Genomic DNA, 24,094 nt, shown 5'->3' on the forward strand with positions numbered 1-24,094 from the left:
CCCCTTCCACGGGAATCGGTGATCGCAACGTCACCACCGTGCCATGGCCGCTCGCCCCTCAGAGCAAGCGCCGTTCTCTCTCCAAAACTTTTTGCAGAACCTTCGGCACACTATCCCGGCTGGCGGCCGCCGCCCTGTGGAAGCAGGCGCGGCGCCGTCGGTCACGACGGCTGGTTGTCGTTGCCGGATTTGCCCTTGAACTCAACCGCACCCGACCAGGCTGCGCAACCCCGACCAGCTGCGCCTGGCCAGTGCTCTACCTCAGCCAAGTCGTGAGGGACCACGGCAGCAGCTAGCGCCGGTGGCGGGAAAAGTCATGCTCTCCTAAAGGGAGAGACGAGCGCCTTTGTCGGAATGTCGCAGTGGGGTGGAAACCGGAAGTTCGACGCGAACCCAACAGAGAGCTTGCCGGCTGTTCACGGCTGCTCTACGCGCTCAGTCCTCAGACAAGCCGGCCAGAGAACTGTCCTTCCAGAAGCGAAGGGGTCAAGGGAACGTCGCCTCGCCGGGCATTGCAACCGCGACGATCACTCCGGCACGCCGGAGATGCCCAGCGCCTCGACGTAACGCTCGGCGAACACCTCGTCCAGCCACGGGTTGATCTGTCTCTGCAGGGTGAGCGTGTAGGTCGGGAACCCCTTCATAAGCCGCCGCGCCGCCGCCTGCGCTTCGTCCAGCCGGTTGAGTTTGATCAGCGCCATGATCACCACCCGGTGCGAGGAGCCGTAGTTAGGCATCTCGTGCAGCGCACGTTCTCCCCATGCCAGCGCTTCCTCGTAGCGCTCGAGCATCAGGTAGCTCATCCCGATGCCGGAGAGCGCGATGCCCTTTTCGGGGTCGACCGGGCTCAGCCGCATTGCCCTGTGAAAGTGCTCGATGGCGACGAGCGGGCGGCTGGAATGTGCGTTCACCCAGCCGCTGCCCATATGGCCCTGCGCCGAATTGGGGTTGAGCATCAGGGATCGCTCGATCGCGCCCAGCGCCACCTCGTAGTCCTTCGCGCTGTAGGCGAGCACCTGCGCGGCGAAGCGTAGGCTCGTGGGGTCGTCGCGCGCTTCCGCCAGTACCTCGCGCGCCATGCGCGCGGCGACTCGGGTATCGTCCGGCTCGTGCCAGCACTGGCTCACGGATAGGCTGCGGATATAGGCGCCGAGTGCCTTCGCCAGGATGAAGCCAGGGTCGATGCTGAGCGCCTCGTTGGTGAGCCGGCGCACGTCGGCAAAGCCTTCGCGCGTCATGCTGTAGAAGCGCGGCAGCGCGCGAAGGTAGAGGTCGTAGGCGCTGATGTACTCGGTCGGCTTCATGCGCGCCTGTTTGATCTCTTGCAGCCGGATGCTCGGTTCGACTGCGCCGACGACGCTCTCGGTCACTTTGTCCTGCAGGTCGAAGATGTCGCTCACGTCGCCCTCGAAGCGGTTGGTCCAGACATGGTGCCCGCTGATCGCGTCCACCAACTGCCCACTGATGCGCACCCGCGATCCTGCTCTGCGGATGCTGCCTTCTAGCACGTAGCGGACGCCCAGCTCGCGCCCGACCTGGCGCAGGTCAACCGCCCGGCCCTTGTAGGTGAACGACGAGTTGCGGGCGATCACGAAGAAGGAGTTCACCCGGCTCAATCCCGTGATGATGTCCTCCACCAGCCCGTCGGCGAAGTATTCCTGGTCGGGATCGCCGCTCATGTTTGTGAAAGGCAGAACCGCGATCGAGGGTTTCTCGGGCAAGGGAGGCGGTGCAGCCACCGAGGCGCTGGCGTCGCTCTCGACGCGGTAGGCGCGCACAGGCCGCTCGATGTTCTTGAGGCGCAGGTTGCCGAGCGGCGTGAAGCCGCAGTCGAGCTTGCCCTGAAGGTGGTCGTACGCGGTGCCCGAGACGACCACGGTGCCGGGATCGGCGATGCTGTCGAGGCGGGCGGCGATGTTGACCCCGTCGCCGTAGAGGTCGCCGTCGTCCTCGCAGACCACGTCGCCGAGATTGACGCCGATGCGCAAGCGAATCCGCTCTTCCTCGGGCATCTCCGCCTCGTGTTCTGCCAGGGCCTGCTGGATCGCCATCGCCGAGGCCACCGCGTTGACGACGCTCGCGAACTCACACAACATGCCGTCGCCGGTGAGCTTGACGATCCGACCCCGGTGCTCAGAGACCAGCGGTTCGAGGAGGTCCTTGCGGTAGATCTTCAGCCGCTCGAGCGTGCCGCGCTCGTCCCGCTCCGTCAGGCGCGAATAGCCGACCACGTCGCAAGCCAGGATCGCTGCGAGGTGGCGCTGCGTGGCCATTGCACCACTCAGCCAAGCGCCTGCACGCGGGCCGCCCCGCGTCCATGTCCTGCCAACTTCCTGACTCCCCGTGTGCATGGTATCCATCTCTCCCAGTCGCCGCCCGTCGACGATTCAGAACGCAGAACGCAGCTCGACCTTGCCTTCACGAGATTTCGCTATCCCGCTTGCGAGGCGTGGAGCGTTCCAGTCGCCGCGCTAACAGCCAAGCGACGACACGCCCACGCAGCCTGTAGAGACGCTGACACGCCACTCCCAGAAGGCCGGAGATATTTCCTGCCCTGCGTAACCGGTTGATGCCACCGTGGCGGTGCTTTTGTCACCGCGATGTAACAGCGAGATGCCCTACGAACTCGCGCATCGGGCATCACACCAGACGTTCGCGCTTAGAGGTGCTGAGGTTGGCAAGTGGCGCTATCGACTCCTTGCTGAAGGCGCCGCCCGAGTACCGAATCCTGCTGGAGGCGAAGGAATGACCCAAAGCGGACACCACTTTCGCGGCGCGCTTGAGACAGGTATCAATATCGCATGCTCGACATCGAAGCGGAAGCAGCAGCATTGGCAGGACTTTTCGGCACGGGCCAATCGGCGCCCGTTGTTGACTGCTACTCATCCATCCCTCGACATGCCCACCGCATACCAGATTGACTGTTCAATCTCGCGATCGACAGCAAGTTGCGGGGTTGCGACCTGGTCACGATCACCGTCGGAGACGTTGGATTGGACCCTCGACCTCTACAAAAGCACACGGAGCTTCTGGTCGGACTACGACGGCATTCCGAAGCGATCGCTTCGGCGAGAAGTCGTCGTTCTCAATCGGGCGACGGGGGATACATCGGCGAAGACGGCATAAGGGAGGATGGGCCAGACCGAGCCGACGGAATGGTCGTAGCCAAGGCCTTGGAGCGCATAGCGCCTGGCCGGGAGGCCGCCGCCAGCCAGATTTACGCGGCGCGTCGTTGAGCGAGGTGAAGACCCGAACGGGCTCGACGAGGGTCCACTGCGGTCACAATATTGTGGTGGTGATCGCAGTAGACGCGATCCGGCGAAGTTGGCCCAGCACAAAAACGATAACCGCCGGGTACTGACGGGTCTTCGCTCACCGGGAAGCGGCACTGATAGAGGCCTAGCTGAATGAGGGGGACATCTCTCGAAGTTAATCTGATATTTTCAGGCATGATGGTTTCCTAGTTCATGGCAATTGCCGGCTGACGGCCGCAGTGCGACCCGTCGGGGCGAGCTTGTCTCGTTTTGGAGGGCTATGGATCACCATATGGTGTTGGTAGCACCGTCAATGAAGCCCGACGTCCTGCTTCTGAAGCCAATAGTTTGCGACTTAAGGCCACACGCGCGAACGCATTGGCAATCTACCATCGTGTCCCCGAGGCACCCGCCCGCCGGGGTTTGTCGGCGGGGGGTGGCACTGGCTTGTGGGCCCCCTATGAGACGCGCTCTGCCGACACCCCTCGTTCACAGTCCGGACCACCTCATGCCGGGCCGCTCTAGCCGCCAAAACCCAATCACTCTGAACGACCGAGTTCGACCCTTTGCCGTCATCCAGTTGGGAGCGTCGCATGACGCGATCTGACCCTGAGGCGACCTTCGGCGGCCGATACGCCAATGTCGGCAGTACGACAAAGAACAGACGCTGGTCGGTAGCCCGCGCTGCATAATAGGGAGGGTAGGCGACAGCAGCAGCCTCGGCCGAGCGCGATTGTAGCGGATGTTACGCTATAAACAGAAAGCAGCTAACGCCCGATGTCGTCCGGCCCAGCCGCGGGATTCGACCATTCGCGTGAGAAGATCGCGGTCGATCCGGATAGGGAGTGCCCTCCGGTGTCACCACGCTCACCCTGTCATGGACGCCCACCACGCGCTGACGGTGCGATCCAGCCCAAAATTAAAGGGCCAGCGACTATCGTCGAAGCGAGAGGCAATCAACCAGGCGATCTACGAAACCGACTTCGACCTGCGGCTGCAAACGGTCAGCTGCTTGATCGAGACCTCCTCTAGAAACTCTGGAAATAAATTACCAGCGCGCATTCATATGTGATATGGTCAAACGTTGGCCAAGAAAAATTAACAAAACAAAGGAGGCCGCGATGAGAGATTATTTTTCATTTCAGCTATTCATGAGAATGTCGACCGTGTTGTTTATTGGAACCGCTATCTATGCAATGGTCTTTGGGACTACATGGTAACGTTTAGGCTCAACGCTTAGACTATCTCGCGACTACCCCTGACATTTGGCACTCCGCGCCGGAGCTACGAGGCGGCGCGCAAGCGCATCGCGAACCGCGTGGACCTGCCAGGCGATCGTTCAGGGAAGAATCCATCCCCATGGACTAAATCCGCGGCAGCTCTTGACCCCCTGAGCGGACGTTGATGCTGTCCAGATGCTGGGTGGAGAAGCCCAGCCTCGCCAAGCCCCAGCGCACTTCCGGCGCGCCCATGAACAATCTCCACAAAAGCCCTGTACGGTGGTTTTCTATCATAGCGATTATTGGCCCCTGATTGATCGCCAGATAGGTTCGGGAGTACCAGTTGCGACCTTCGCAAAACGCGTCGACAAAGCCGAACCGGCCCCATATGCGGTTTAGAGGCTTGGTCAGGAAACCACGCAGTGCGCGCATCGCTTCGGCCGGGGCATAAGGGAAACTCGACAGGGCAGCGGACGGAGCGATTACGCCAAAGTCCCTGTCAGGTGCACTCGCGATGTATCCCCGCGGCCCATGGCTCGCGGTCAAACCCCAGCAGTCAGGGCTGTATCCCAAATGTTTATGGGGATTGCGAACGCAATGCCGATAATTGATCTGCGTATGACAGAGGTTCTGTTGCCAGTAGTCGGCATATCGGTCGCTTAGGCCTCGCGGATCGAGCCCGCAGAAGGAATAGTGCGAAAAGAAGAGCGGACCACCAGAATTCATTCCCAACGGCAGGGCGATCCCGTAATGGTCGCGCCCGTTTCGAAAGTCGGGTCCACCAGCAAAGCCTTCGTGATAGATGCCCGGATCAATGGAGTGGCGCGCTGATCCCGCCGCCAGCACGAAAGTGAGCAGGCATTCGTTCCAACCCCTGATCGGGCTGTCCATCGCCCAGCCGTGGTTGGGGCTCCAGTGCCACATGAGTTGCCGAGCCCCGCGCGTGAACCAGTTCCATTCGGCCTGTGACAATAGCTCGTCTACGCTCTGGCGAAGGCGCGCCTCCTCGGTTGCCATCCCGGCGAAATACTCGCGGGCGCAAATCAGGCCTTGAAACAGGAAAGTGGTTTCGACCAGATCAGCGCCGTCGTCCTTGCGACGGAATGGAATTGTCGCACCAGTGCGGCCGTTGATGAAATGAGGAAACACGCCCTGATAGCGCGGCGAGCTTTCCAGAAAATCCAGCATTCCCTGTAATCGGCTTAACGCCGCCGTGCGATCGATCCATCCGCGTTCAACCGCAACGATGATGGCCATGATGCCGAAGCCAGAGCCGCCGATCGCCACGAGATCGTTGGCCGGAGCACCGGTGGTCTTCTGTCGATCACGGGCAAGGCCGCTAATGGGATGTGCGCCTTCCCAGAAGTACCGGGCCGTATGCCGCTGCACGATGTCCAACAGCGCGTCATCGTCAAATTCGAGAACATTTGCCGGGAGGTCAGGGGCTTGGAGCGTGCTGGGAATCATCAAGCCGGTTCCCGAAATTGGCATACAGACCACCGGTCATTGTGCCATGTCAGGTCAAATGCCGCCATAGGTCCAACCGCCTCGCCCGCGCTTCGTTTGGCTAGTGCGGATGTTCCGCAGCGGCTGCGGTTATCTTGCCTCGCTATTGCTAGCCAGTTCGGGAGTGCGTCCAAGATTTAGCCGTCCTGTAACTTGCTAGCCGCAAACGGTTCATTCGGGGGGTCGAGAGACATCGAAAAGAGCAACGCCGAGCCCGCAGCGATCAAAGCCACGCATACGATTGCGTACATCGTTCGTTTCATGCCCGCCTAACCCCAATCCATCAATACACAACGCTTGGCCGCTGCATGTTCGAGAATGTGCCTCCCATGACAGCGAGATTGTTTTTGATCGGAATCGCAAAATCGGTGCCATCGCTGCACTTCCGCACCGATCGCCTAAGCAGCCTGGCGTGGGTGACGTTCCCGACCATCCCGCCGCTCATTCCATGGCAGGCACATCTCCGCTGACGAACAAGGTCGAAGGCTCGCCATACTCGCCGAGCGCCGGATTGGCTTCTCGCGACCAGGCGATGACGCCGGCATGCTTGGGTGCCAGCGCCTTCGCTGTCCGAATTGCACGCTCCTCGCTCTGCTGCTCGGCTGGGCCGAATACAACCTGAAGCACGCCGTCGTCATCAGGGTCGAACGCCATGACGACGACCAGCTTGGGCATCTTCTGCTTCGGAAGGATAGCGTCCGACATGTGTTGTTTCCTTGTGGGCCGCTCTCAACTTTAGATTTGGAGCGAGTGGAGTCCGAGATTTGGACGAAATCGACTTCAAAACGGCAGGGTTGTCGGCAGTTTATCCGAAGAACACGATGAGGATAATAACTAAAACCCATAATGTTGATCAGAAACCCGACCATCGCGGTTCGGTCCGACGACGTCAGATACTCTTTTATCGGGGCGCTCCAGCGAGCCGAGTGGCCTGCTGCGACTGCCTTGGTGGGGTTGTTTGAGGTCCCCGGATGCCAAAGGCACGGGATACTGGTTTTCTCATTCTGCTGCCCAGGTCGTTCGATCCGGCATCTCAGATTGCCAGTGGCGCATGCGATGTGTACTTCGAGAGAGCATCGCCAGTTGTTGTGGTCGAATATTTCGCTGAAAGGCACCGGGCGTTCTAGTGAGGTAGGCCCGATCGCTACATCGCGTGGACGCAATAAAACTGACATACGCCTATATTTGCCGGCCTGATAACTCGATCTCGAAGGTCATTGTCGCCTTCAAGATTGGTTGGCTGTGTTCGTCGCGAACCTCGATTGCAAGGCAGCAGCGGCGGTCGGGTGGTGCGATTTCTCTCACATAGTCCGCCAGGGCCGCGAAAGCCTTCGCACGAGCAGCATTGAGGCTTCCAGCAAGCCTTGTCCCCTCATCGTCGGGAAAGAGCCGGTCATTGTCGCGCACGTCGAAATAATACAGCGCCATGGCGACCGAACTACACTTAGGTCGGCCTGTTTCATGTCTTATTTTGTACGATGCCGCTCCAGCTCGCCTCAGATAAGCCGGTTGTCCTCGGCCGTCGAGCGAGCACGGCGACGGGTGCCGTCCGTATCCGCCTTCCGGTGCCGTTCCGCGGCCTCCTTGCGGATCTGCTCGAAGCGATTGTCTTCGACTTCCCTGCTCGTCGGCGTCGTGTCCGTCTTTTTCACAAAAGAGATCATTATCGTGTTCCTGGTTTGACGCGAAGACGTCCGAAGACGATTACATTTGCGTGGCTTAGGCTGCGAGTGCTGCAGCGCAGCCTTCGGCGGCGCGCCTGTCGGGAGACGTCTGACCAGGCATCGTCGCCCAGCCTCCTGCCTCCACGAACAGCCGCCGCTTGTAGCTGTCGGAGATTGCGTTCAATGCGGTGAGTTGCGCCGACTTATCCGGAGACGCATTGAACTTGTCGATGCAGATGACTGAGGCCAATTCGCTGCGCGCCGAGTCGCCGGCGGCCTTTGCCTGTGCTAGCGACGTGCCGCCCGTGACCCACCCGCCCCAGCTGAAGCCGACGATCATCGTTGCGACAGCCGTCGCAGCGCACGCCCAGACGAGCGCCGATTTGGATGGCTGATAGGCTTCCCAGCGCTGGGCGAGCGATTGCTTGGTATTGGTCTGCATGGCCATGTAAGTTCTCCTCCTTGAGTGTTGTTCTGGATTGCGCCCGGCCGCCAGCCGCCGGGCATTCAGCCGCTGCTTAGTGTCCCATTCCACCCATGCCGCCGCCATTGCCCGCAGCGGCTGCATCCTTCGGCGGAACATCCGCAATCATGGCTTCGGCGGTAATCAGAAGCGCGGCGATGGAGCCCGCGTCCTGCAGAGCGGTGCGGACAACCTTGGCGGGATCGATGATGCCGGCCTTGATCATGTCGACATAGGTTTCGGTCTGGGCATCAAATCCCTCGCTGGGGTTCTTGCCGCCGGCCAACTTGCCGACGACGACCGAACCTTCAAAGCCAGCGTTCTCGGCGATCTGCCGGATCGGTGCTTCGAGTGCTTTCAAGACAATCGAAATACCCGCCGTCACGTCGGCATTGGTTCCGGTAAGCCCGGCCAAGGTTGCCGTGGCACGAAGAAGCGCTACGCCGCCGCCTGCCACGATGCCCTCTTCCACAGCGGCGCGGGTGGCGTTCAGCGCATCATCGATGCGATCCTTCTTTTCCTTGACTTCGGTCTCGGTCGCGCCGCCGACGCGAATGACGGCAACACCGCCGGCAAGCTTCGCCAGCCGCTCCTGCAGCTTCTCCTTGTCGTAGTCCGAGGTGGTCTCCTCGATCTGCGCTTTGATCTGCTGGATGCGGCCGGCGATCGCCTGCTTTTCGCCGGAGCCGTCGATCACCGTCGTCGTGTCCTTTTCGATGACTACGCGCTTGGCTCGGCCGAGCATGTCGATGGTGACATTTTCGAGTTTGATGCCGAGATCTTCCGAGATCAGCTGTCCTTGCGTCAGAACGGCGATGTCTTCCAGCATAGCCTTGCGGCGGTCGCCGAAGCCTGGGGCTTTGACCGCCGCGACCTTCAGGCCGCCGCGCAGCTTGTTGACGACCAAGGTCGCCAGCGCTTCGCCTTCGACGTCCTCGGAGAGGATCAGCAGCGGCTTGCCGCTCTGCACCACGGCCTCGAGGATCGGCAGCATGGCCTGCAGATTGCCGAGTTTCTTCTCGTGCAGGAGTATGTACGGATCCTCCAGTTCCACGCGCATCTTCTCTGGGTTGGTAACGAAGTAGGGAGAGAGATAGCCGCGATCGAACTGCATGCCCTCGACCACCTCGAGTTCAGTCTCGGCCGTCTTGGCTTCCTCGACTGTGATTACACCTTCATTGCCAACCTTCTTCATCGCCTCGGCGATCATCGCACCGACGGACGCGTCGCCATTGGCGGCAATCGTGCCGACTTGGGCGATCTCCTCCGATGATTTCACCTTTTTGGACCGGGCCTGGATGTCCTTCACGACGGCGGCTACGGCAAGGTCGATGCCGCGCTTCAAATCCATCGGGTTCATGCCGGCGGCAACAAGCTTTGCACCTTCGCGAAGAATGGAGGCGGCAAGCACAGTTGCGGTCGTGGTGCCGTCCCCGGCCAGGTCATTGGTCTTCGAGGCCACTTCGCGCACCATTTGCGCGCCCATATTCTCGAACTTGTCGGAAAGCTCGATCTCCTTGGCGACGGTGACGCCGTCCTTGGTGATGCGCGGCGGGCCATAGGCCTTGTCGATGATGACATTGCGGCCCTTGGGACCGAGCGTTACCTTGACGGCGTTGTTCAGGATTTCGACCCCGCGCAGCATGCGGTCACGAGCGTCGGTTGCGAATTTGATTTCCTTGGCAGACATGATTTTTCGTCCAGTTCAGTCTTGAAATGAGGAGAGCGGGAAAATCGCTCGGTCAGGCAGCTTTCTTGGCCGCTTTGGCCTTGTCGATGATGCCCATGATGTCGGTCTCCTTCATGATAAGGAGATCTTCGCCGTCGATCTTGACCTCGGTTCCCGACCATTTGCCGAACATGACGGCGTCGCCAGCCCTCACGTCGAGAGGGATCAGCTTGCCGCTTTCGTCGCGCGAGCCCGGACCGACGGCAATCACCTCGCCTTCCTGCGGCTTTTCCTTGGCATTGTCGGGAATGATGATCCCGCCCTTGGATTTGATATCGCCTTCGGCGCGTCGGATGACGACGCGGTCGTGAAGTGGCCGGAATTTCATTGGGATTCTTTCTGCGGCCGGCGCATAGGTGGGCCGCGCCTTTGTATTAGGCCCTTTGGCACTCGAATGATAGGAGTGCCAAAAATAAAACCTGATAGCCTGGAAACAGGAAAATATAAATTGGTGGCTGTCTAATTATTTCCGTGTAAAGGTAGTTGGCTTAGCCTCTCCTTTTGCCGTTACGCGAAAGTACCCAAATTTAAAAGTGCTCGCGCCTTGTTCGCAGCTCGATTGAGGAGCATATATAGAGTGCGTTGATTTTGGCCGATTGGCTTTCGCGGTGTCAGAGACCTAGACCCGCCATGCACCCCGAATCTCGACAGTGAATGCATACCGCCGATCCGGCGCGCACTTCGCTCTGTTCGATCTGGATTGGACCCTGGCGCTGACCACGGATGTACTGGCAGCATCGGGGTCGTCCGGTTCGAGCGGGAATGATGCAGGAGGCGCATCCGCGTGCTCCTGCGGAGGCCTGCAATATGACCAGCCGCACCACGCAAACTGTCGTTCACTTTTCATCGGATTTCCGCTTGCCGGGTTTTGACGCGCCGCAACCGGCGGGAGACTACCGCGTCGACCACGACGAGGAGCTGGTAGAGGGCACCTCCCGGCTTGCCTGGCGACGAGTCGGCGCTTTCATGCACCTGCCGGCGGTCGCCACGCAGGCTCCGACGCAGCAGATGGTGCCGATCAATCCAGCGGACCTGGAAGCCGCCCTCGCAAAGGACCTTGAACAATCATGATGGCACCATCCCGCCGTGCAACCCCGCGCGACGCTGCAAAACATCTTTTTTCGATTGGGCAGTGCGTCCGGCTGAAGGGCGGGTTCCAAACGTCGCCCAAGCTTGGGGATATATACCGGATCACCGCAACGCTACCTCCGCGCGACAACTCGTTTCAATACCGCCTTCGCAATGACGACGAGCGCCATGAACGGGTTGCGACCCAAGACCGCTTGGAACCGCTAGGCCCGGATCAACCGGATGGCGCAACACTCATAAAAAGGACGTTCGGCAATGGCCAAGGGACAGAAACGCAGCAGCCGCGAGATCAGAAAGCCGAAACAGGTGAAAGCACCGCCGAAACCTGAAGGCGCATTCGGCGCGCAGAGTAAGCAGGCCGAGGCCAATGCCCCACGTGGCAAGGGCAAGAGCTGACAGCCATGGCGCTCGTTCGGAACGGGTCCGGTCAGTGATGAAGATCGTGATCGAATTCTACCGCACCCGAAACGCGGACGACGCTCATGCCGTCGTCGGCCGCGAAACGAAGGAAGCGGTGAATACCAGTGACGCGATCGAGATTGCGCGGCTGCTTTCGCAAACCCTCGACATGCCGCAGCGACCAGACGCCATGACGATCACCGACGCCAACGGCGCGACACTCTATTCTGGCGTCACTAACGCTGAAGCGGCCAATGACGAAAGGCAACAATCATGAACGGTCAAAACAATCAAACCGAGCTGCGACGCAATAGTGTCGCGATCGCCATCTGGGAAAATGAGGGCGGCGCACCGGGCAATGATTTCACGGACCACCAATACGGTCGTCGTATCGAAGCGGATAGGTCCTGGACGGTCTATCATGTCTTCACGGGCGTTACGGCGCGTGTCGGCAACGATGACTTGACTGGCCTAGACAGGTCACAGGCCACAAGCAGGATGATGTCTCTCAATATTCGCAACGCCGAATGCCGCAAACAGCCCATCAGCCTGCCGGCACTCGCCCGGGATGCGTCGGGCGAAGCGATGGGATGCCGGTCATGACACTGTCCTTTCCAAACCCGAGCCGCAGCTTCGATGATGAGCAGAACGTCGTCCGCTTCAGCGGCCATGACGGCATGTCCCAAGTGCGATTCCTGGTGGAGGCCGCTGCACTGGAGAAATCGGGCGCGGAGTTACGTGGGACAGCGCCATCGGAGGCGAAGTGCCTCGCCGCGTTCGATTCAATGCGCACGTCCATCTACGACGCAGCGCGCAAGGCTTATTCTCACCGACGTCGCGAATTCTATATTTTAACGGCCGCCGATTTCCGGTAGTCGGATCAGGAGCGAGTATCCTCATGCTGATCCGCTATGGCTATGAAATCACGCTGACCTGCCAGCAGCCGACCGCATTGGTATGTCTCCTGTCGGTCCACGAAGATCGTGCGGCCGACATCAGGGTTCCAGAAACGACATTCACCGCCCCCGACGTTCCGGTATCGACCTACGCGATCTCTTCGGCAACCGATGTCGCCGGCTGGTCGCGCCGGCCGGCGACCTGACGATGTGGGGCGATGCGACGATCGAGGATGACGGCAAGTTGGACAGGGTGCTGCCCAACGCACGGGAACTCGCGGTGGCGGAATTGCCGGACGACTGTCTCGTCTACCTCATGGGCAGCCGCTATTGCGAAACCGACCGTCTCAGCCAGATTGCGTGGGACCTGTTCGGCACGATCCCGCCCGGGTGGGGTCGCGTGCAGGCGATCTGCGACTTCGTCCACAACCACATACGCTTCGACTACATGCAGGCCCGGTCGACCCGGACAGCTTTCGAGGCATTCAACGAACGCATCGGCGTCTGTCGCGACTTCGCGCATCTCGCGGTGACCTTTTGCCGCTGCCTTAACATCCCCGCCCGCTACATCAACGGTCATCTCGGTGACATCGGCGTCCCGGTCGTCGATCCGATGGACTTCAGCGCTTGGATAGAGGTATTCCTCGATGGCGAATGGCATACCTTCGATCCGCGCAACAACACGCCGCGGATCGGCAGGATAGTAGTCGCACGCGGCCGAGATGCGGCCGACATACCGCTCATCAATTCCTTCGGCCCGCACGTCCTGAAGGCGTTTCGAGTTTGGACCTATGAAGTGGTGCCGGATTTGCAATGACTCGAAGCGTCGTGGATGAGACCTGGGGATCGATATCAAGTGAGAGGATAACCTCACTCGATAGAACGATTTCGAAAAGGGGCTTGGCTGAGATTTCCTCCTCCCGAAAGCCGAAACCCATGACTGGTGACGGCCCCAAACCCGACTTTCCGCGCTTGTAGCGCGGAGGTCAGCAAATGGCGCCACTTGCTCGTTCCCATCGATGAGACGAATGGCAACGTTCCGACCCTTCTCTGCCCTTCGTTCGGAGGACTTCTAAGGCAAGCACTGACCCGAGTCGGCCCTTTGACGCTCACCTCGGCCTTCAGAGCAGCTGAATCGCCCGCCGCCCGGGTAGCGCCAGGAGCTGCCATTCCCGGCGCTTCTCCAAACCTGAGCTTCGCGCTACGGCTTGAATCGACCCGATTGAGACGTAGGACGCTCCATCGCGATATAATCCGAGCCCATGCGCCAACGCAGTGTCGAAGAAAAAGGTTTTATGCGGTATTGCGCGAGCAAGCTGGACTGCGATGCGTGTTCGCTGACGCTGCGGTGTTGTCCGAAGGCGCCAGCGCGCAAAGAGGGTCGTTGGCTAGCGCGGAACGTCTGCCAACGAGCTTAGTGCCCGGCGGATAGAATCGCGCGAAAACGGCTTCTCGACAACTGGTCGACCGGCCCGTTCAAGGAAGCGCGCCGCAGCGCCGCCGAGCGTGTCGCCGGTAACGAAAACGAATCGCTCCGCTATGCCCGGGATTGCCTGACAGGCCCAATCGAACAAGGCGGGGCCGTCGATGTTCGGCATCCGCAGATCGCAAAAGATCACATCGAAAACAGCACTCATCAGCGCTGCCTTGGCGCCGGCGCCGTCCTCGACGATCCTGACGGCAAAACCTTCAGCCTCTAGTAGTTCTGCCATCGTTTCCCCAACCTCCCGCTCGTCATCGACCACAAGGGCGGTGCAACCGATGCCCGCGACCGAGTGCGCCGCAACACCTTCGACTGAATCTGACGAAGTGCAGGCCTCCACCGGCAACAGCAACCGGAAATGCGCGCCGTCCGCACGGTCAAGCAGGGCCAGCCGTCCATTGTGCGACTGCACCACGCTGAGCGAGAAAGCGAGCCCGATCCCGGTGCCCGCACCCTGAGCCTTGGTGGTAAAAAACGGATCGAAAACGCGATTCCGGATCTCGGCGGGCACACCGGGGCCATTGTCGGCGATCACGATCTGGAGGTCATTGCCTTCAAGCGACGTTTCGATCTCGATCCGCCGCGGTGCCGGTATCTCCTGCAGGGCGTGTTGCGCGTTGACGATCAGGTTGTAGAACACCTGATGCATCTGGTCAGGGTCGACTTCCAGAGGCGGCAGGCCCTCGGCGAGCCGGCATTGCACCTCGATGCCTGCCGTGCGCAAACCGTAGCCGGCGATGTCGAGAACTGCGCGGATCAGATCGTTGACGTCGATACTGCGGCGCTCCGGCTGGCGTTGTCGCGCCATTGCCAGGAAGGTCTTCACGATGCGCGCGCAGCGCTCGGCGGCGAGTCTGATCTTGCCGGCCCGCTGTGCGTGGGCGGTTCCGCCTAGAAATTCTTCCAGCAACTGGGCCTGCGCGACGACGACCGCCAAGGGGTTGTTGAGTTCGTGCGAAACGCCGGCAAGCAGCGAACCAAGTGCGTTGAGGCGCTCGCTCTGAGCCAATGCCTCGCGCGACCGCGCCAGTTCGGCTTCAGCCGCCTTGGTTGCGGTGAGATCAAGAATGCTGCCGACGATCACCGGTCGGTCGTCCATCTCGATGTGGCGCCAACTCAGCGACACGGGAAACATGGAGCCGCCCAGACGCCGAAGTTGAGCCTCCACGCCGTCGGCGCGCGGCTGCTGACGTGACAGCGCTTTGAGGCGCCGATAGTCTTCCCGTGTGGCGAACCAGCGGTGCTGCCGCAAGCTGTCCTCGTCCTCCGGGCCTATGCCCATGATCTCGCGGAAGGCGGGATTGGCGTTAATCAGCTGCCTCGTTCGCGAGTCTATGAAAACGACCGGAACCGGATGATAGTGAGTGAGGTCTCGGAAGCGCCGCTCGCTTTGCTGCAGGCGCTCGGCTGCGCGCTTCTGCTCGGTTATGTCGATATCGAAGCCGCCGATGCGCGCCTGCTGCTGATCGGCTCCCAGAACGGGAAAGCGGACGACAAGGCTCCAGGCATAGTCGGCCGCGTTGCTTAGGAATTCCTCAATTGCAATCGCCTGTCCTGATTCCAGGACGCGGCGATCGTTTTCCGCGATCATCGCGGCTTCCTGGGGCCCGAAAATGTCGGCCGCGCTTAATCCGATTGCGCTCTCGGCCGGCCGGCCGAAGACCTTTCCCATTTCCGGATTGGCGACCAGATAGCGACCGTCGGTATCCTTCAGGTACATGCCTACGGGAGCATGCTTCATAAACGCCGCCAATCGGGCTTCGCTGGCACGCAGAGCGGCGTCGGCAGCCTGGCGCTGCGACAGGTCGCGCAAGCTCGCCGTGAAGAAGCGACGTTTGCCGCTCCGGGCTTCGGTGATCGTGAGTTCCACCGGAAACTCGGTGCCGTTCGCTCGCATGGCAGTCTGCTCTGTGCGACGCCCAAGCAACAGCGGGACGCCACCCGCAAGATAGGCCGCAAGCCCATCTGCGTGCGCCTTGCGCAGATGCGGCGGGACGATGAGCTCCGAGATCTGTCTGCCGACCGCTTCAGCGCGCGAATAGCCGAAGGTCTCCTCGGCCGCCGGGTTGAATTCCACAACCAATCCGGCTTCGTCCGTGACGATCACGCAGTCGAGCGATGAGCGAACCACCGAAGCGAGGATCGCCTCTTGGAATGCGTTTCCGGCGTCGTCTTCTTGCAAGGGCGGGCACTCCGTGACGACCGGTCGGAACGCTGGCCGTCGGGCTGGCAAGGATGACGATTATCGTGAGTTCCGGCAAGATGCCTGAATCCGACCGCAGTACGGTGCGGGGGTGGGGAAACGCTTGCACCAGCAGGAGAAGGAGCGCTAGTTGCCGACGTTTGGTTACACGCCGGAATGCAGACCTTCGGGAACGACGATGTAAGCGCCAGGACTTCAGGAGCCTTCCGAAAGTTGATCGCCTTCATTGCGCATTCGCGACAAAACGAAATGCACTGCCGATTCTCTCGACCGCGCCAAGGCCAGGATAGGCGAAATGGTAGCCAAGGAGCCGGAAGCGATCTGTCGCCGACCGGTCGACAAAGCGTTGGCGACTGGCGATAGCGGCTTGCTTGTCGGTGTCATTGCCGAAGCGCCAGGCCGGATGCTCGAACGAAACGATCTCGTTGGTAACGACGTCTCCGGTCACGACAAGCGTCTCAGATCCGGTAAGCGCATAGGAGAAATGTCCGGGAGTATGTCCCGGCGTGGCTATCGCATGAATACCCGGTAAGACTTCGTCCTTATCCTTCACGGTCATTACACGCTCGCGGATCGCGGAAAGATCCCGTTGCGAGCCTTGCGCGAACGGATGTAGCACTTCGAGCATGGAGGACGCGTAGTCCGGGGTCATCCAGAAGTCCCACTCCGCTGCGCCGATGTAGTAGGTGGCATTCGGAAAGCGCAGCTTGCCCGTGGAACCTAGCATGCCCCACAGATGATCTGGATGCGCGTGGGTGAGCAGCACCTTGGTGACGGCGGCAGGGTTGTGTCCTGCGGCCGAAAGTGCGGTTTCCAGTTGTCCCTCCGTTGGCTGGAATTTACCGCCCCGCCGATGTCGACGAGGATTAGGTCGTTCTCGCTTTGGATCAGCGGGAAGTTGCATTTTGCCTCTATGGTGCCGCCGCTGCCGCCCAACCGCTTCTCAATGTGTGCCCATTCAGCGAGGATGGCGTCTGGCGCGACGATTTCCGCCGGACGTCTTGGACGCCGCTGTTGTGGCCTTATATGTCGAGCGCCGGTCGCAGAGAAACCGCTGGGCAGACGAATTTGCGACAGTTCCATAAGATAGATTACGCGACTTTCGACAATAAACTAATGTATTTCTCGGTATTATTAAGTTGGCACGTGCGCTTACTGTAGGTCTTAACGACAGTATCCGGAGATTACCGATCAGTGCGGCAACAATTTCCTCAATGTCTCGGTTTTCGACGGATCGATGTTACTTAAGGCCATCATCGTCCGATGAAATTGGACGGAAACCCCTGAACTCTTCTGAAACGCTGGGGGTCCGGCGCCCCTCAGGTCAGACCATCAACCTTCGCTCGCCTGCCCTCTGGGTGCACTCACTTGTGCGGCATGCAATAGACTCCCTCGGATTCCATCAGTACCGCGCCACCCTTCAACTCGCTCAGTGCGCCGACCCAGGCTTCCGAATAAGTGCGGCTGGCATCTACGGCCGTCAGCCAAAGAACGCGATTGTCGGCCAGTTCGACTTTAACTTCCTGCTGCAAAGGGCTTGCCTGAACGGTCTGTTGATAGTGGCGTTTGATCCTGACATTGCTGGCCGGGAACTCAACTTCGTTGCTGCCGTAGTTCAGAACAAATCCAGTGTGATCCTCAGCCACCAAGCAACTGCCATCACGCTCACACACGATTTTGGCAGCGCTCTTGCAATCCCATTTCAGTGAAGCGGGCCACATAGGGTTGTCCACGCTTGATCGGGGCCTGTCGCTCTGACCAGCCGCCGCCAACATTGCGGCTGTGTTCAGGACAGCAAACGACAGGATAAGCGACTTGAACACTACAAACCTCCCTGAATTGTGACCCTCATAGTGCCTCGTCCTCGTGATCGCCCGGCTCATGGCATGTCGAGATTGAACCAGCTTTTCTGGCGCATGCCGTTCGCGTCGTCATACTCGATGAACCAGGGCTCTCCGCGCATCGGTCGAGCGATAGTGTAGTAGGTTGGGTCATTACCCAGGGAATGCCCTTTGTCGTTGCCGCTTGTCTGGATTTTTGCCGTCACCACCTTACCTTCGATTTCGATTTGGACCTGTCGTGATCCGTCTCCATCACGTCCGCCGAGCCCGCTGTTTTTGAGAACGACGGGTAACGTGAGTCTGTCGGAGCTGATGCGGCAGATGTTCCGTTCTTGCCCCATTCCGGGCCGGTCGGAGTTGGCACCAACTGCTTGCCAGCCAAGCGGACAATCCTCATACTTCTCAAATTTCGCGGCGCTGGAGTTGGCTTGCGGACAGGTCGGCCAGTTAAAACCCGGGGCTTCCATCGCCGCAATCAACTTGTAGATTGGCGGGTGGCAACAAGGAGTGCCCTGCCAATCACCGGACAGACACAGGAGGACCTGACAGCCCCATTCCGATGCCTGTGATTGGGATGGGAGAGCCGCGGCGCCCGCGACGGCGGCGGCACTCACCAAGAAATGTTTCAGCATGGTCATAGCCTTTTCCTCGTTGCGGATTTTGATAGTTTACTATGGATGATCCGCGCGAAAAAGGACAGATCGAAAAGGCAGGTTTGTGCGACTACACCGATTTATGAAACGAGACGACGCGGGCGCGGTCAACAACCCGTTGCGTGCCAACATTGCCCTGACGCTTGAGCGGGAGAGAGCCAAACGTGGCCTATCCCATATGCACATGGCCGAGCTGTTTCGCACCCCTGAAGGCGAAGGGCTCGCTTACCGAACTTACATCCAGACCGTTCGGCAGAAAAATAATGTCACATTGACGACGCTGCAGATCATGGCAAACGGCCTGCAAGTGTCTGTCGCAGAACTGCTCTCCGGCGGGAAAAAACTCCCCGAATGGGTGCATCAGCTGGACGAAACTGCGATCCGCAAGCGCCTTGCACACATCATCGACATGGAGCGGCAACGACGCGATATGCTCCGCTATGAGATGGCGAAGCTGATCGGCGTGGCGGAGGCGACATTCATGAAACTGGAGCGCGCGAGCGGCAACATCAGCGTGGACACGATTGCCGCGATCGCCAAGGCGTTGAAGCTTGATCCACGGACGTTCCTATTTTGGGATAAGGTCCCACCAACCTGATCTACGTGTTATTGGCTGCAGCCGGACGCGCAGGCACGCCTAACAGAGAATTTTCTGGTGAACTGACCGGCCAACGCCACACTCATGCTCGCCGGGCCGACTTGTCAGCACACGACAGAAACCGCTTCAAGCTCAAACCGGCCCACAAAATGTAAGGCGGCATGGCGAGCGAATAGTGACCACAGTTTAATTCCAAAATACTTGGCCTAGCACCGGCATCCTTCAGCCTCCGCATGAACCTCTCCGATAGTTCTGGCAACACCACTTTGTCTCTCTTAGCCAACACAACGTGAAGATCGAGATCAGGCCGTGCCAAACAAAGTTCGTAATTCTCCAAGTTAAGCGGACCCCAGGCCCTTCTGAGATCGGTCAGCTCAATCTCAGACTCAATGCTGTCACGTATCAGTCGTGTCGCGCGACCCGTCCAAACCATATCCGCTAGACTCCCCGCCGTCAGAAACAGAGAGGCTTTTGACACAGCCGAGTCGTGCGCCGCGACCAGCCCCGCAACCCACGAGCCTAAGCTCATACCGACAACCGAAATCTCTCGATAGCCTTCGCTCTTCAACAATCGTATGAGTTTTCGCCCATCCAACACTGCCTGCCTTACAGATTGGATCGTTCGACCGAGATTAGGGCTAAGCATATAATCGGCGTGCACGGAGCCGGGACGGCTACGTTCTAAGTGATAAGGCATAGCAATCTCGACAACCGTGATGCCACGCTGCGAGAAAAAGTTGGCAATCTGACGATTCCGGGCGCTTGCATTCCAATGGTGAAAAATCACCATTGCCTGATCGAACGCCCCGCCTTCTGTGATTTTCGCCGAGACAACGTTGTTCTGTTCGACATCAGTAGAAATGTCCGATGGAAATTTGAGCCACCCATCTAGCCTTTCAAACCCCTGATCACTCACACTCGGCTCATCGAAAAAGGCTGGATCAACCACGGCTTGGTCCGCAAGGGCACAGAATCCCTCGATACTTGTCATCTTCTTCGCACCTGGAAAGGCGCGTTCCGCGTCAAGGACGAAATCCGTTGGTTTCTTCCCTTCCTCACCGCGAAGGGCCCGGCGTTCGTCCCAACGATCAAGCCAACTATGATACACTCTGTTTGTTTCCCAAATCACTCTCTCGCCATCGCCCCAACCCTGGATCGAACAGGCCGTAAAGCGCGACTAGCACTGAAATGGCCAGAAGGGTCGAAAAGCCGGCAAACGTGTCGATCAACAAGTAGCTGACAACAAGTAACGCCACGACCGCCGACATCTTCCACAAAGGCGCATGAAATCGACCCCCGACACCTAATCGGATGGTGCCATACAGAAATACAAAACAGGTTGAAATAACGACAAGAAGGCTGCTGTAATGCGTCGGCATGCGATAGCGGAACCCGTTGGTCACATGCTCGCGACCTTGGAACATAAAAGACATATCGCCGACCAACCACGCCACAATATTTTCACCACTGGATGCCAGATACGAGCTTTGGACCTTCATCCATATGGCGACCAGAACCCCCAAAACAGTACACCGAAAAACCGCACGCATCACTGTGAGGCCGGCTTCATTGAGTTCTTGCTGATGATCAACATACGACAGCTTCTTCAATCTGTCCCCAATTCTCCAAAGCTCATGAACAACCGTGTAGACCAAAATGAGACCTGCGAAGAAAAGATAAAACACCAGGCACATGTATAGGTAGGCTAGCCCCGTAAAAGCGACTGTTTCTGGGACAGATACGATCTCAGGACGCACAAGAGCTATTTTCCCCCAATCCATGGCATAGTTGCCACCGCCCCTCATCAACGGGATCAGGGACACGCCGATCCATTGAAAAAGACCCGCGAACAGCAAGCAAATCAAAAAAACCGACCAATAGGTGTACGAGGAAGAGTCAACGTTGCGCAACCAGGCGTCGTCGCTTTCCACCTGATCGCCCTGCACTGCAAGCTTTCTGCGCCCCTCACTTTTCCAGAAGACCAGCAACTCTATAACGAAGAAGAAAAACAGCGGTAAGAACACCATAAAGTCGAGTGTCCAATTTGCAGCCCAAAGAAATCCAACCTGCTTAACGAGCCCGTCGGCTCGCTCGTAGGTGACGTTGTGGATACCAATGATGTACGACAAAAAGCCGAGGGCGGTCATGCCGGCAAACACCGACGCCGGTAAATTCAGGGGAGATCCGTAACTAAAAAACGCCTCCGATTTCCTCGCCAAACTAAAACGCCGCCTCGGCCCCTTGGCGTCAGTATCCCGTGTCAGCTCTGCCGGCGCGTCTGTCTTGTCATCGAAAGTCCCAGTCAGTGCCGTATCTGGAGTCTCCTGTGCAACGCTGCTTCCGGCTCTCTTCCATTCTCGTCTCTTGGCCGATAAGCGCGATTGCGCCGCACTAAGCTCCATCTGCCATTCGCTAGTCGCGATCGGATCATCGCATCCAAAAATCCTCGCCAGCCAACGAATGTTGGTAGTGCTAATCCCCTTCTCGTTCTCCTGAAACCAAAGCTGCACCGTTCGCAGATCAACCCCAACCTGATTGGAATCAATCTGTGAAATCGCCTCTGCAAGAAGCTCGGGCGTCCATGGGCCTGCAGGAAACCCGTCTTTGCCTAACGGCCGACCCGCACCCGCCGCCGCCAGTCGTTTGAATAATTCTTTGAAATCACTCCCGTCTCTCGGCGGAGGGAGAAATAACTTTCCGTTCGTAAACAATGACTTACGGGCTCTAGTTTCGTTCCATTTCGCTAGGCTTCGTATTTTATCGTGCCTTCGTCCTCAATCAACGGTTTTGTCAACTCGATTTTGGCCGGCCGGGAGAAGATCGAATGACCGGAACCCGCTGGAGAGGCTGAACACGGTTGTTGCGTGGGAGGCCAGCCAAGGCAGTGAACTGCCCGGATCGGTCGCAGGGCGGGCGCCCACCTTACGAGACGGTTATGATGTTAAAAAATCCTGGTGTTACAGACTTTACGGGCTGTCAGATGAGCAGTCCGAGTTCAGATCATGGACCGGCGCACCTTCGGCCGGTCCCTTGGTCTTCTCGTTGCCGGCGACAGGGTCGACGCGGGTTGCTGGGCCAGCACCAACACCGGCGCCGAAGGCAGGCCGATGCCGAAGAATATCAAGCACGGCAACCGGACATGCTCCCGAACCCGCGCCCGTGTCGGGCATCCTCTCGCCGACCAGAAGGACCGCATGGGACTGTTCATTCGCACCATCGACTGGTCGAGCCCGCGCCAAGGTCAAAATCGGGATGGGCAATCTCGGCGTACAAGCTGAAACGTTTTGTCTGGTGGCAGGGGCGGAGTGTGCTCGCATGAGCGAAAGGCAGGGGAAGCCAGGGCTTCGGGAGCCCGAGAAGCAGAGGGATGAACCTATCGCTACTTTCTCGCCTCCCCAAGTATCAGTTACGTGGAGCCGGTCGATGTCTATTCAATTGGTCTGTAGCAACGGACAGGTGGTAGCGGCTGAAGGCGTCGCGAAACTGATAGCGGAACATCGTCGGAGTATTGCTGAGCTTGAACGTCTCGGCAAGCGAGCGATGGAGGCCGAGGGTACGGACGCGATCTTGCTGGGTCGGAGGCTGGACGTGGTCATGGCGGAGGAGGCCGCACTGCGAAGGCGTGCTGCCATTGCCCCGGTAACCAACATCGCAGAAATGAAAATGAAGGCAGCTTATTTCCGGCGGTTGTTGGGGCAAGGCTGGTGCGAGATTGATGTCGACGATCTGCGCGCGTTGCTCGGTTCTTTCACGAAACTGCAGTCCTAGAAGAAGAGCGCGGAAATCCAGGAGATCACGGTATTCCAGGCCGCATAGAGTCCTGCTGGTACCAAGATGATCGCGATGAATGCAATAGCATCGCCAATGGCGCCGTCGGTGCGCCCTTCCACGGGATAGTAATATCTGTGCGCTTCATCATCATGCTTCATGGCTGTCTCTCCGACCGCTGGTTCAGCAGCAGTTGCACAGGATGCTGAAACGTTGTGCTCCACAAACCTGCACGTTTCATCTTAGCGTTGATTTCCGCGACGAGGTAGTTGTCATTGACGGTTTTGCCTTTTGCTGTCATTGCGGCAAACGCATATCCGGTCGCTATCAGCGCGGTGCCAACGTCGATTGTTTCGCCATCGAGCTGAGCACCGCACACGACAAAAACCGCCTTGTCGAGGGCGTAGCCGATTGGCTGGCATGTAACCGCGGCGCTATCGAACAGCGCAGCAAGGTGCGCCAGCGAGGTGTTCCCGCAATCGATTTTGTTTCCATTTGGCTCTTCGGCTGATGTGCCTCGAAGACATGACTGGACGCCATAGAGGCGGAAAAGGTGATCTCCGTCACGCCAGGTATCTCCGGTCAGCAGTTGAGCCGATTTCGATACCGCGAAGGGCGCGGGTACGGCAGGATCGGTGGCATCCTGCGCCTGTGCCGATGCGCACACAGAAAATGCGGCCAGCACTGCAAAGCACGCCTGTTTCATTCCTGGAACTGTCCGCCGAGGTCGGCGGAATGCTCCAGATCGGGGCGCAGCGATTTGCCGTCCTTGTTGCGTCTGATTGCCGCCATGTCGAAAAAAACCATTTCGTCATCGTCGTAGGCGACGTTGTACGGGTCGTTTGCGTTGCCCGCACCCACGAGCGAGAAACACGACACAGCGTCGGGTTCACCCTTCTTGCTTTGCAGCACAAGTGTTTTGCAAAGCACGACAGACGCACGGTCGTTGTAGATGCCTTCTTCATAGTCCTGCGCGGCCTTCGTGCAGTCCCATTGCTGCGTCTTGTACGTAATCTTCGGTTTGGGGCAGGCCGCAAGGCCGCGCAGCCGGTACGTCACGCCGTTGATGACGCGCTCGGTCGCCGACGGCACCTTGACCGGCGAGATGAGGGTCGCCGCATCGCGCTGAAAGAGCGCGCCTTTTGCATCGTAGCGTTCATAGACGAACACCTTCTCGCCCGGCTTCGCAAACTGGAGCAGGTAGTGCTCCGACGGCTGCGCGAAGGCACTCGGGGCGTCGACGCCTGCAGCATAAGCCACGGTGCCCTGGAGCAGAAGAACCGTGCAAAGGGCCGCCTGTTTCATCGAAATCCGTCCTTGCGATGACA

General features: G+C 59.1%; 26 protein-coding genes and 1 pseudogene. 10 read left to right on the top strand and 17 right to left on the bottom strand.

The features are described 5' to 3' along the window. Positions 1-296, top strand: a 296-nt coding sequence (locus NKJ20_RS27315; RefSeq protein ID WP_352748320.1) for a hypothetical protein, incomplete at its 5' end; no start/stop codon positions are given. Positions 297-527: 231 nt separating this feature from the next. On the opposite strand, the gene NKJ20_RS27320 is transcribed toward NKJ20_RS27315, so the two are convergent. The 8 genes from NKJ20_RS27320 to NKJ20_RS27360 form a co-directional block, all read right to left on the bottom strand. Continuing rightward, complete coding sequence (locus tag NKJ20_RS27320) at positions 528-2,273, bottom strand: adenylate/guanylate cyclase domain-containing protein (RefSeq protein ID WP_352748322.1); 1,746 nt, start codon at positions 2,271-2,273, stop codon at positions 528-530. A 2,345-nt stretch (positions 2,274-4,618) separates the two neighbouring features. Next, positions 4,619-5,941: a glucoamylase family protein gene (locus NKJ20_RS27335; RefSeq protein ID WP_352748324.1), complete on the bottom strand. Its 1,323-nt coding sequence runs from the start codon at positions 5,939-5,941 to the stop codon at positions 4,619-4,621. 480 nt (positions 5,942-6,421) lie between these two features. Beyond that, the gene (locus tag NKJ20_RS27340) at positions 6,422-6,685 is read right to left on the bottom strand and encodes a hypothetical protein (protein WP_352453103.1); all 264 of its coding nucleotides are present in this window, start codon (positions 6,683-6,685) and stop codon (positions 6,422-6,424) included. Positions 6,686-7,159: 474 nt separating this feature from the next. Then, positions 7,160-7,408, bottom strand: coding sequence for a DUF6894 family protein (locus NKJ20_RS34215; RefSeq protein ID WP_502894985.1), 249 nt, complete (start codon positions 7,406-7,408; stop codon positions 7,160-7,162). A gap of 68 nt (positions 7,409-7,476) precedes the next feature. Continuing rightward, positions 7,477-7,644, bottom strand: coding sequence for a hypothetical protein (locus NKJ20_RS27345; RefSeq protein ID WP_352453104.1), 168 nt, complete (start codon positions 7,642-7,644; stop codon positions 7,477-7,479). A 55-nt stretch (positions 7,645-7,699) separates the two neighbouring features. Then, positions 7,700-8,092: a hypothetical protein gene (locus tag NKJ20_RS27350; RefSeq protein WP_352453105.1), complete on the bottom strand. Its 393-nt coding sequence runs from the start codon at positions 8,090-8,092 to the stop codon at positions 7,700-7,702. Positions 8,093-8,162: 70 nt separating this feature from the next. Beyond that, complete coding sequence (groL, locus tag NKJ20_RS27355) at positions 8,163-9,797, bottom strand: chaperonin GroEL (protein WP_352748328.1); 1,635 nt, start codon at positions 9,795-9,797, stop codon at positions 8,163-8,165. A 52-nt stretch (positions 9,798-9,849) separates the two neighbouring features. Then, on the bottom strand, positions 9,850-10,164 hold the full coding sequence (locus tag NKJ20_RS27360; RefSeq protein ID WP_352453106.1) for a co-chaperone GroES: 315 nt from the start codon (positions 10,162-10,164) through the stop codon (positions 9,850-9,852). A 479-nt stretch (positions 10,165-10,643) separates the two neighbouring features. Here NKJ20_RS27360 and NKJ20_RS27365 point away from each other — a divergent pair, with 479 nt between their 5' ends. From NKJ20_RS27365 to NKJ20_RS27390, 6 genes and pseudogenes are all read left to right on the top strand, one after another. After that, entirely contained in the window at positions 10,644-10,907 is a 264-nt protein-coding gene (locus NKJ20_RS27365) for a hypothetical protein (RefSeq protein WP_352748331.1), read from the top strand. Continuing rightward, positions 10,904-11,254 (top strand): hypothetical protein, encoded by a 351-nt coding sequence (locus tag NKJ20_RS27370; RefSeq protein ID WP_352453108.1) that lies wholly within the window; start codon positions 10,904-10,906, stop codon positions 11,252-11,254. The genes NKJ20_RS27365 and NKJ20_RS27370 overlap by 4 nt, the downstream gene beginning before the upstream one ends. Positions 11,255-11,358: 104 nt before the next feature. Then, the gene (locus NKJ20_RS27375) at positions 11,359-11,601 is read left to right on the top strand and encodes a hypothetical protein (protein WP_352453109.1); all 243 of its coding nucleotides are present in this window, start codon (positions 11,359-11,361) and stop codon (positions 11,599-11,601) included. Continuing rightward, a complete protein-coding gene (locus NKJ20_RS27380; protein WP_352453110.1) occupies positions 11,598-11,927 on the top strand; it encodes a hypothetical protein in 330 nt (109 codons plus the stop codon). The genes NKJ20_RS27375 and NKJ20_RS27380 overlap by 4 nt, the downstream gene beginning before the upstream one ends. Next, positions 11,924-12,199: a DUF1488 family protein gene (locus tag NKJ20_RS27385; RefSeq protein ID WP_352453111.1), complete on the top strand. Its 276-nt coding sequence runs from the start codon at positions 11,924-11,926 to the stop codon at positions 12,197-12,199. The genes NKJ20_RS27380 and NKJ20_RS27385 overlap by 4 nt, the downstream gene beginning before the upstream one ends. Positions 12,200-12,222: 23 nt before the next feature. Further along, positions 12,223-13,037: pseudogene (locus NKJ20_RS27390) on the top strand (transglutaminase-like domain-containing protein). A gap of 571 nt (positions 13,038-13,608) precedes the next feature. On the opposite strand, the gene NKJ20_RS27395 reads toward NKJ20_RS27390, so the two are convergent. The 4 genes from NKJ20_RS27395 to NKJ20_RS27410 all read right to left on the bottom strand — a co-directional run bounded on the left by NKJ20_RS27395 (position 13,609) and on the right by NKJ20_RS27410 (position 18,385). Continuing rightward, the gene (locus NKJ20_RS27395) at positions 13,609-15,885 is read right to left on the bottom strand and encodes a hybrid sensor histidine kinase/response regulator (protein WP_502902836.1); all 2,277 of its coding nucleotides are present in this window, start codon (positions 15,883-15,885) and stop codon (positions 13,609-13,611) included. Between the two features lie 244 nt (positions 15,886-16,129). Beyond that, entirely contained in the window at positions 16,130-16,810 is a 681-nt protein-coding gene (locus NKJ20_RS27400; protein WP_352453114.1) for an MBL fold metallo-hydrolase, read from the bottom strand. Between the two features lie 460 nt (positions 16,811-17,270). Then, on the bottom strand, positions 17,271-17,729 hold the full coding sequence (locus NKJ20_RS27405) for a hypothetical protein (RefSeq protein ID WP_352748336.1): 459 nt from the start codon (positions 17,727-17,729) through the stop codon (positions 17,271-17,273). A 56-nt stretch (positions 17,730-17,785) separates the two neighbouring features. Then, complete coding sequence (locus tag NKJ20_RS27410) at positions 17,786-18,385, bottom strand: hypothetical protein (RefSeq protein WP_352748338.1); 600 nt, start codon at positions 18,383-18,385, stop codon at positions 17,786-17,788. 97 nt (positions 18,386-18,482) lie between these two features. Between NKJ20_RS27410 and NKJ20_RS27415 the strand changes: the two genes are divergently transcribed. Beyond that, the gene (locus NKJ20_RS27415) at positions 18,483-18,998 is read left to right on the top strand and encodes a helix-turn-helix domain-containing protein (RefSeq protein WP_352748340.1); all 516 of its coding nucleotides are present in this window, start codon (positions 18,483-18,485) and stop codon (positions 18,996-18,998) included. 82 nt (positions 18,999-19,080) lie between these two features. Here NKJ20_RS27415 and NKJ20_RS27420 read toward each other — a convergent pair whose 3' ends face one another. Together NKJ20_RS27420 and NKJ20_RS27425 are read right to left on the bottom strand one after the other, a co-directional pair. Further along, positions 19,081-20,106, bottom strand: a complete 1,026-nt coding sequence (locus NKJ20_RS27420) for an RcgR family putative quorum lactone hydrolase (protein ID WP_352748343.1) — start codon at positions 20,104-20,106, stop codon at positions 19,081-19,083. Continuing rightward, positions 20,096-21,709: an RcgA family putative transporter gene (locus NKJ20_RS27425; RefSeq protein ID WP_352748345.1), complete on the bottom strand. Its 1,614-nt coding sequence runs from the start codon at positions 21,707-21,709 to the stop codon at positions 20,096-20,098. Before NKJ20_RS27425 ends, NKJ20_RS27420 begins: the two co-directional genes overlap by 11 nt. A gap of 291 nt (positions 21,710-22,000) precedes the next feature. Here NKJ20_RS27425 and NKJ20_RS27430 point away from each other — a divergent pair, with 291 nt between their 5' ends. Continuing rightward, positions 22,001-22,276 carry a hypothetical protein gene (locus NKJ20_RS27430; RefSeq protein ID WP_352748347.1) on the top strand — a complete coding sequence of 92 codons (276 nt, stop codon included), beginning with the start codon at positions 22,001-22,003 and terminating at the stop codon, positions 22,274-22,276. 145 nt (positions 22,277-22,421) lie between these two features. Then, positions 22,422-22,766: a hypothetical protein gene (locus NKJ20_RS27435; protein ID WP_352748350.1), complete on the top strand. Its 345-nt coding sequence runs from the start codon at positions 22,422-22,424 to the stop codon at positions 22,764-22,766. Here the strand turns inward: NKJ20_RS27435 and NKJ20_RS27440 are convergent. From NKJ20_RS27440 to NKJ20_RS27450, 3 genes are read right to left on the bottom strand one after another with little or no spacing between them, the layout of a single operon-like run. Then, entirely contained in the window at positions 22,763-22,927 is a 165-nt protein-coding gene (locus tag NKJ20_RS27440) for a hypothetical protein (RefSeq protein WP_352748351.1), read from the bottom strand. The two genes, NKJ20_RS27435 and NKJ20_RS27440, sit on opposite strands and share 4 nt — an antisense overlap. Next, positions 22,924-23,472, bottom strand: a complete 549-nt coding sequence (locus NKJ20_RS27445; RefSeq protein WP_352748353.1) for a thermonuclease family protein — start codon at positions 23,470-23,472, stop codon at positions 22,924-22,926. Before NKJ20_RS27445 ends, NKJ20_RS27440 begins: the two co-directional genes overlap by 4 nt. Then, on the bottom strand, positions 23,469-24,071 hold the full coding sequence (locus NKJ20_RS27450) for a hypothetical protein (protein ID WP_352748356.1): 603 nt from the start codon (positions 24,069-24,071) through the stop codon (positions 23,469-23,471). Before NKJ20_RS27450 ends, NKJ20_RS27445 begins: the two co-directional genes overlap by 4 nt. Between the last annotated feature and the right edge of the window lie 23 nt (positions 24,072-24,094).

Source organism: Mesorhizobium sp. M0185 (assembly GCF_040322175.1).
GTDB lineage: Bacteria > Pseudomonadota > Alphaproteobacteria > Rhizobiales > Rhizobiaceae > Mesorhizobium.

What these genes read in the sequence shown, in the direction of transcription:
- NKJ20_RS27320 (WP_352748322.1), bottom strand. Translation starts at nt 2,273, where the DNA reads ATGGCCACGCAGCGCCACCTCGCAGCGATCCTGGCTTGCGACGTGGTC.
- NKJ20_RS27335 (WP_352748324.1), bottom strand. Translation starts at nt 5,941, where the DNA reads ATGATTCCCAGCACGCTCCAAGCCCCTGACCTCCCGGCAAATGTTCTC.
- NKJ20_RS27340 (WP_352453103.1), bottom strand. Translation starts at nt 6,685, where the DNA reads ATGTCGGACGCTATCCTTCCGAAGCAGAAGATGCCCAAGCTGGTCGTC.
- NKJ20_RS34215 (WP_502894985.1), bottom strand. Translation starts at nt 7,408, where the DNA reads ATGGCGCTGTATTATTTCGACGTGCGCGACAATGACCGGCTCTTTCCC.
- NKJ20_RS27345 (WP_352453104.1), bottom strand. Translation starts at nt 7,644, where the DNA reads ATGATCTCTTTTGTGAAAAAGACGGACACGACGCCGACGAGCAGGGAA.
- NKJ20_RS27350 (WP_352453105.1), bottom strand. Translation starts at nt 8,092, where the DNA reads ATGGCCATGCAGACCAATACCAAGCAATCGCTCGCCCAGCGCTGGGAA.
- groL (WP_352748328.1), bottom strand. Translation starts at nt 9,797, where the DNA reads ATGTCTGCCAAGGAAATCAAATTCGCAACCGACGCTCGTGACCGCATG.
- NKJ20_RS27360 (WP_352453106.1), bottom strand. Translation starts at nt 10,164, where the DNA reads ATGAAATTCCGGCCACTTCACGACCGCGTCGTCATCCGACGCGCCGAA.
- NKJ20_RS27365 (WP_352748331.1), top strand. Translation starts at nt 10,644, where the DNA reads ATGACCAGCCGCACCACGCAAACTGTCGTTCACTTTTCATCGGATTTC.
- NKJ20_RS27370 (WP_352453108.1), top strand. Translation starts at nt 10,904, where the DNA reads ATGATGGCACCATCCCGCCGTGCAACCCCGCGCGACGCTGCAAAACAT.
- NKJ20_RS27375 (WP_352453109.1), top strand. Translation starts at nt 11,359, where the DNA reads ATGAAGATCGTGATCGAATTCTACCGCACCCGAAACGCGGACGACGCT.
- NKJ20_RS27380 (WP_352453110.1), top strand. Translation starts at nt 11,598, where the DNA reads ATGAACGGTCAAAACAATCAAACCGAGCTGCGACGCAATAGTGTCGCG.
- NKJ20_RS27385 (WP_352453111.1), top strand. Translation starts at nt 11,924, where the DNA reads ATGACACTGTCCTTTCCAAACCCGAGCCGCAGCTTCGATGATGAGCAG.
- NKJ20_RS27400 (WP_352453114.1), bottom strand. Translation starts at nt 16,810, where the DNA reads ATGCAACTTCCCGCTGATCCAAAGCGAGAACGACCTAATCCTCGTCGA.
- NKJ20_RS27410 (WP_352748338.1), bottom strand. Translation starts at nt 18,385, where the DNA reads ATGACCATGCTGAAACATTTCTTGGTGAGTGCCGCCGCCGTCGCGGGC.
- NKJ20_RS27415 (WP_352748340.1), top strand. Translation starts at nt 18,483, where the DNA reads ATGAAACGAGACGACGCGGGCGCGGTCAACAACCCGTTGCGTGCCAAC.
- NKJ20_RS27430 (WP_352748347.1), top strand. Translation starts at nt 22,001, where the DNA reads ATGGACCGGCGCACCTTCGGCCGGTCCCTTGGTCTTCTCGTTGCCGGC.
- NKJ20_RS27435 (WP_352748350.1), top strand. Translation starts at nt 22,422, where the DNA reads ATGTCTATTCAATTGGTCTGTAGCAACGGACAGGTGGTAGCGGCTGAA.
- NKJ20_RS27440 (WP_352748351.1), bottom strand. Translation starts at nt 22,927, where the DNA reads ATGAAGCATGATGATGAAGCGCACAGATATTACTATCCCGTGGAAGGG.
- NKJ20_RS27445 (WP_352748353.1), bottom strand. Translation starts at nt 23,472, where the DNA reads ATGAAACAGGCGTGCTTTGCAGTGCTGGCCGCATTTTCTGTGTGCGCA.
- NKJ20_RS27450 (WP_352748356.1), bottom strand. Translation starts at nt 24,071, where the DNA reads ATGAAACAGGCGGCCCTTTGCACGGTTCTTCTGCTCCAGGGCACCGTG.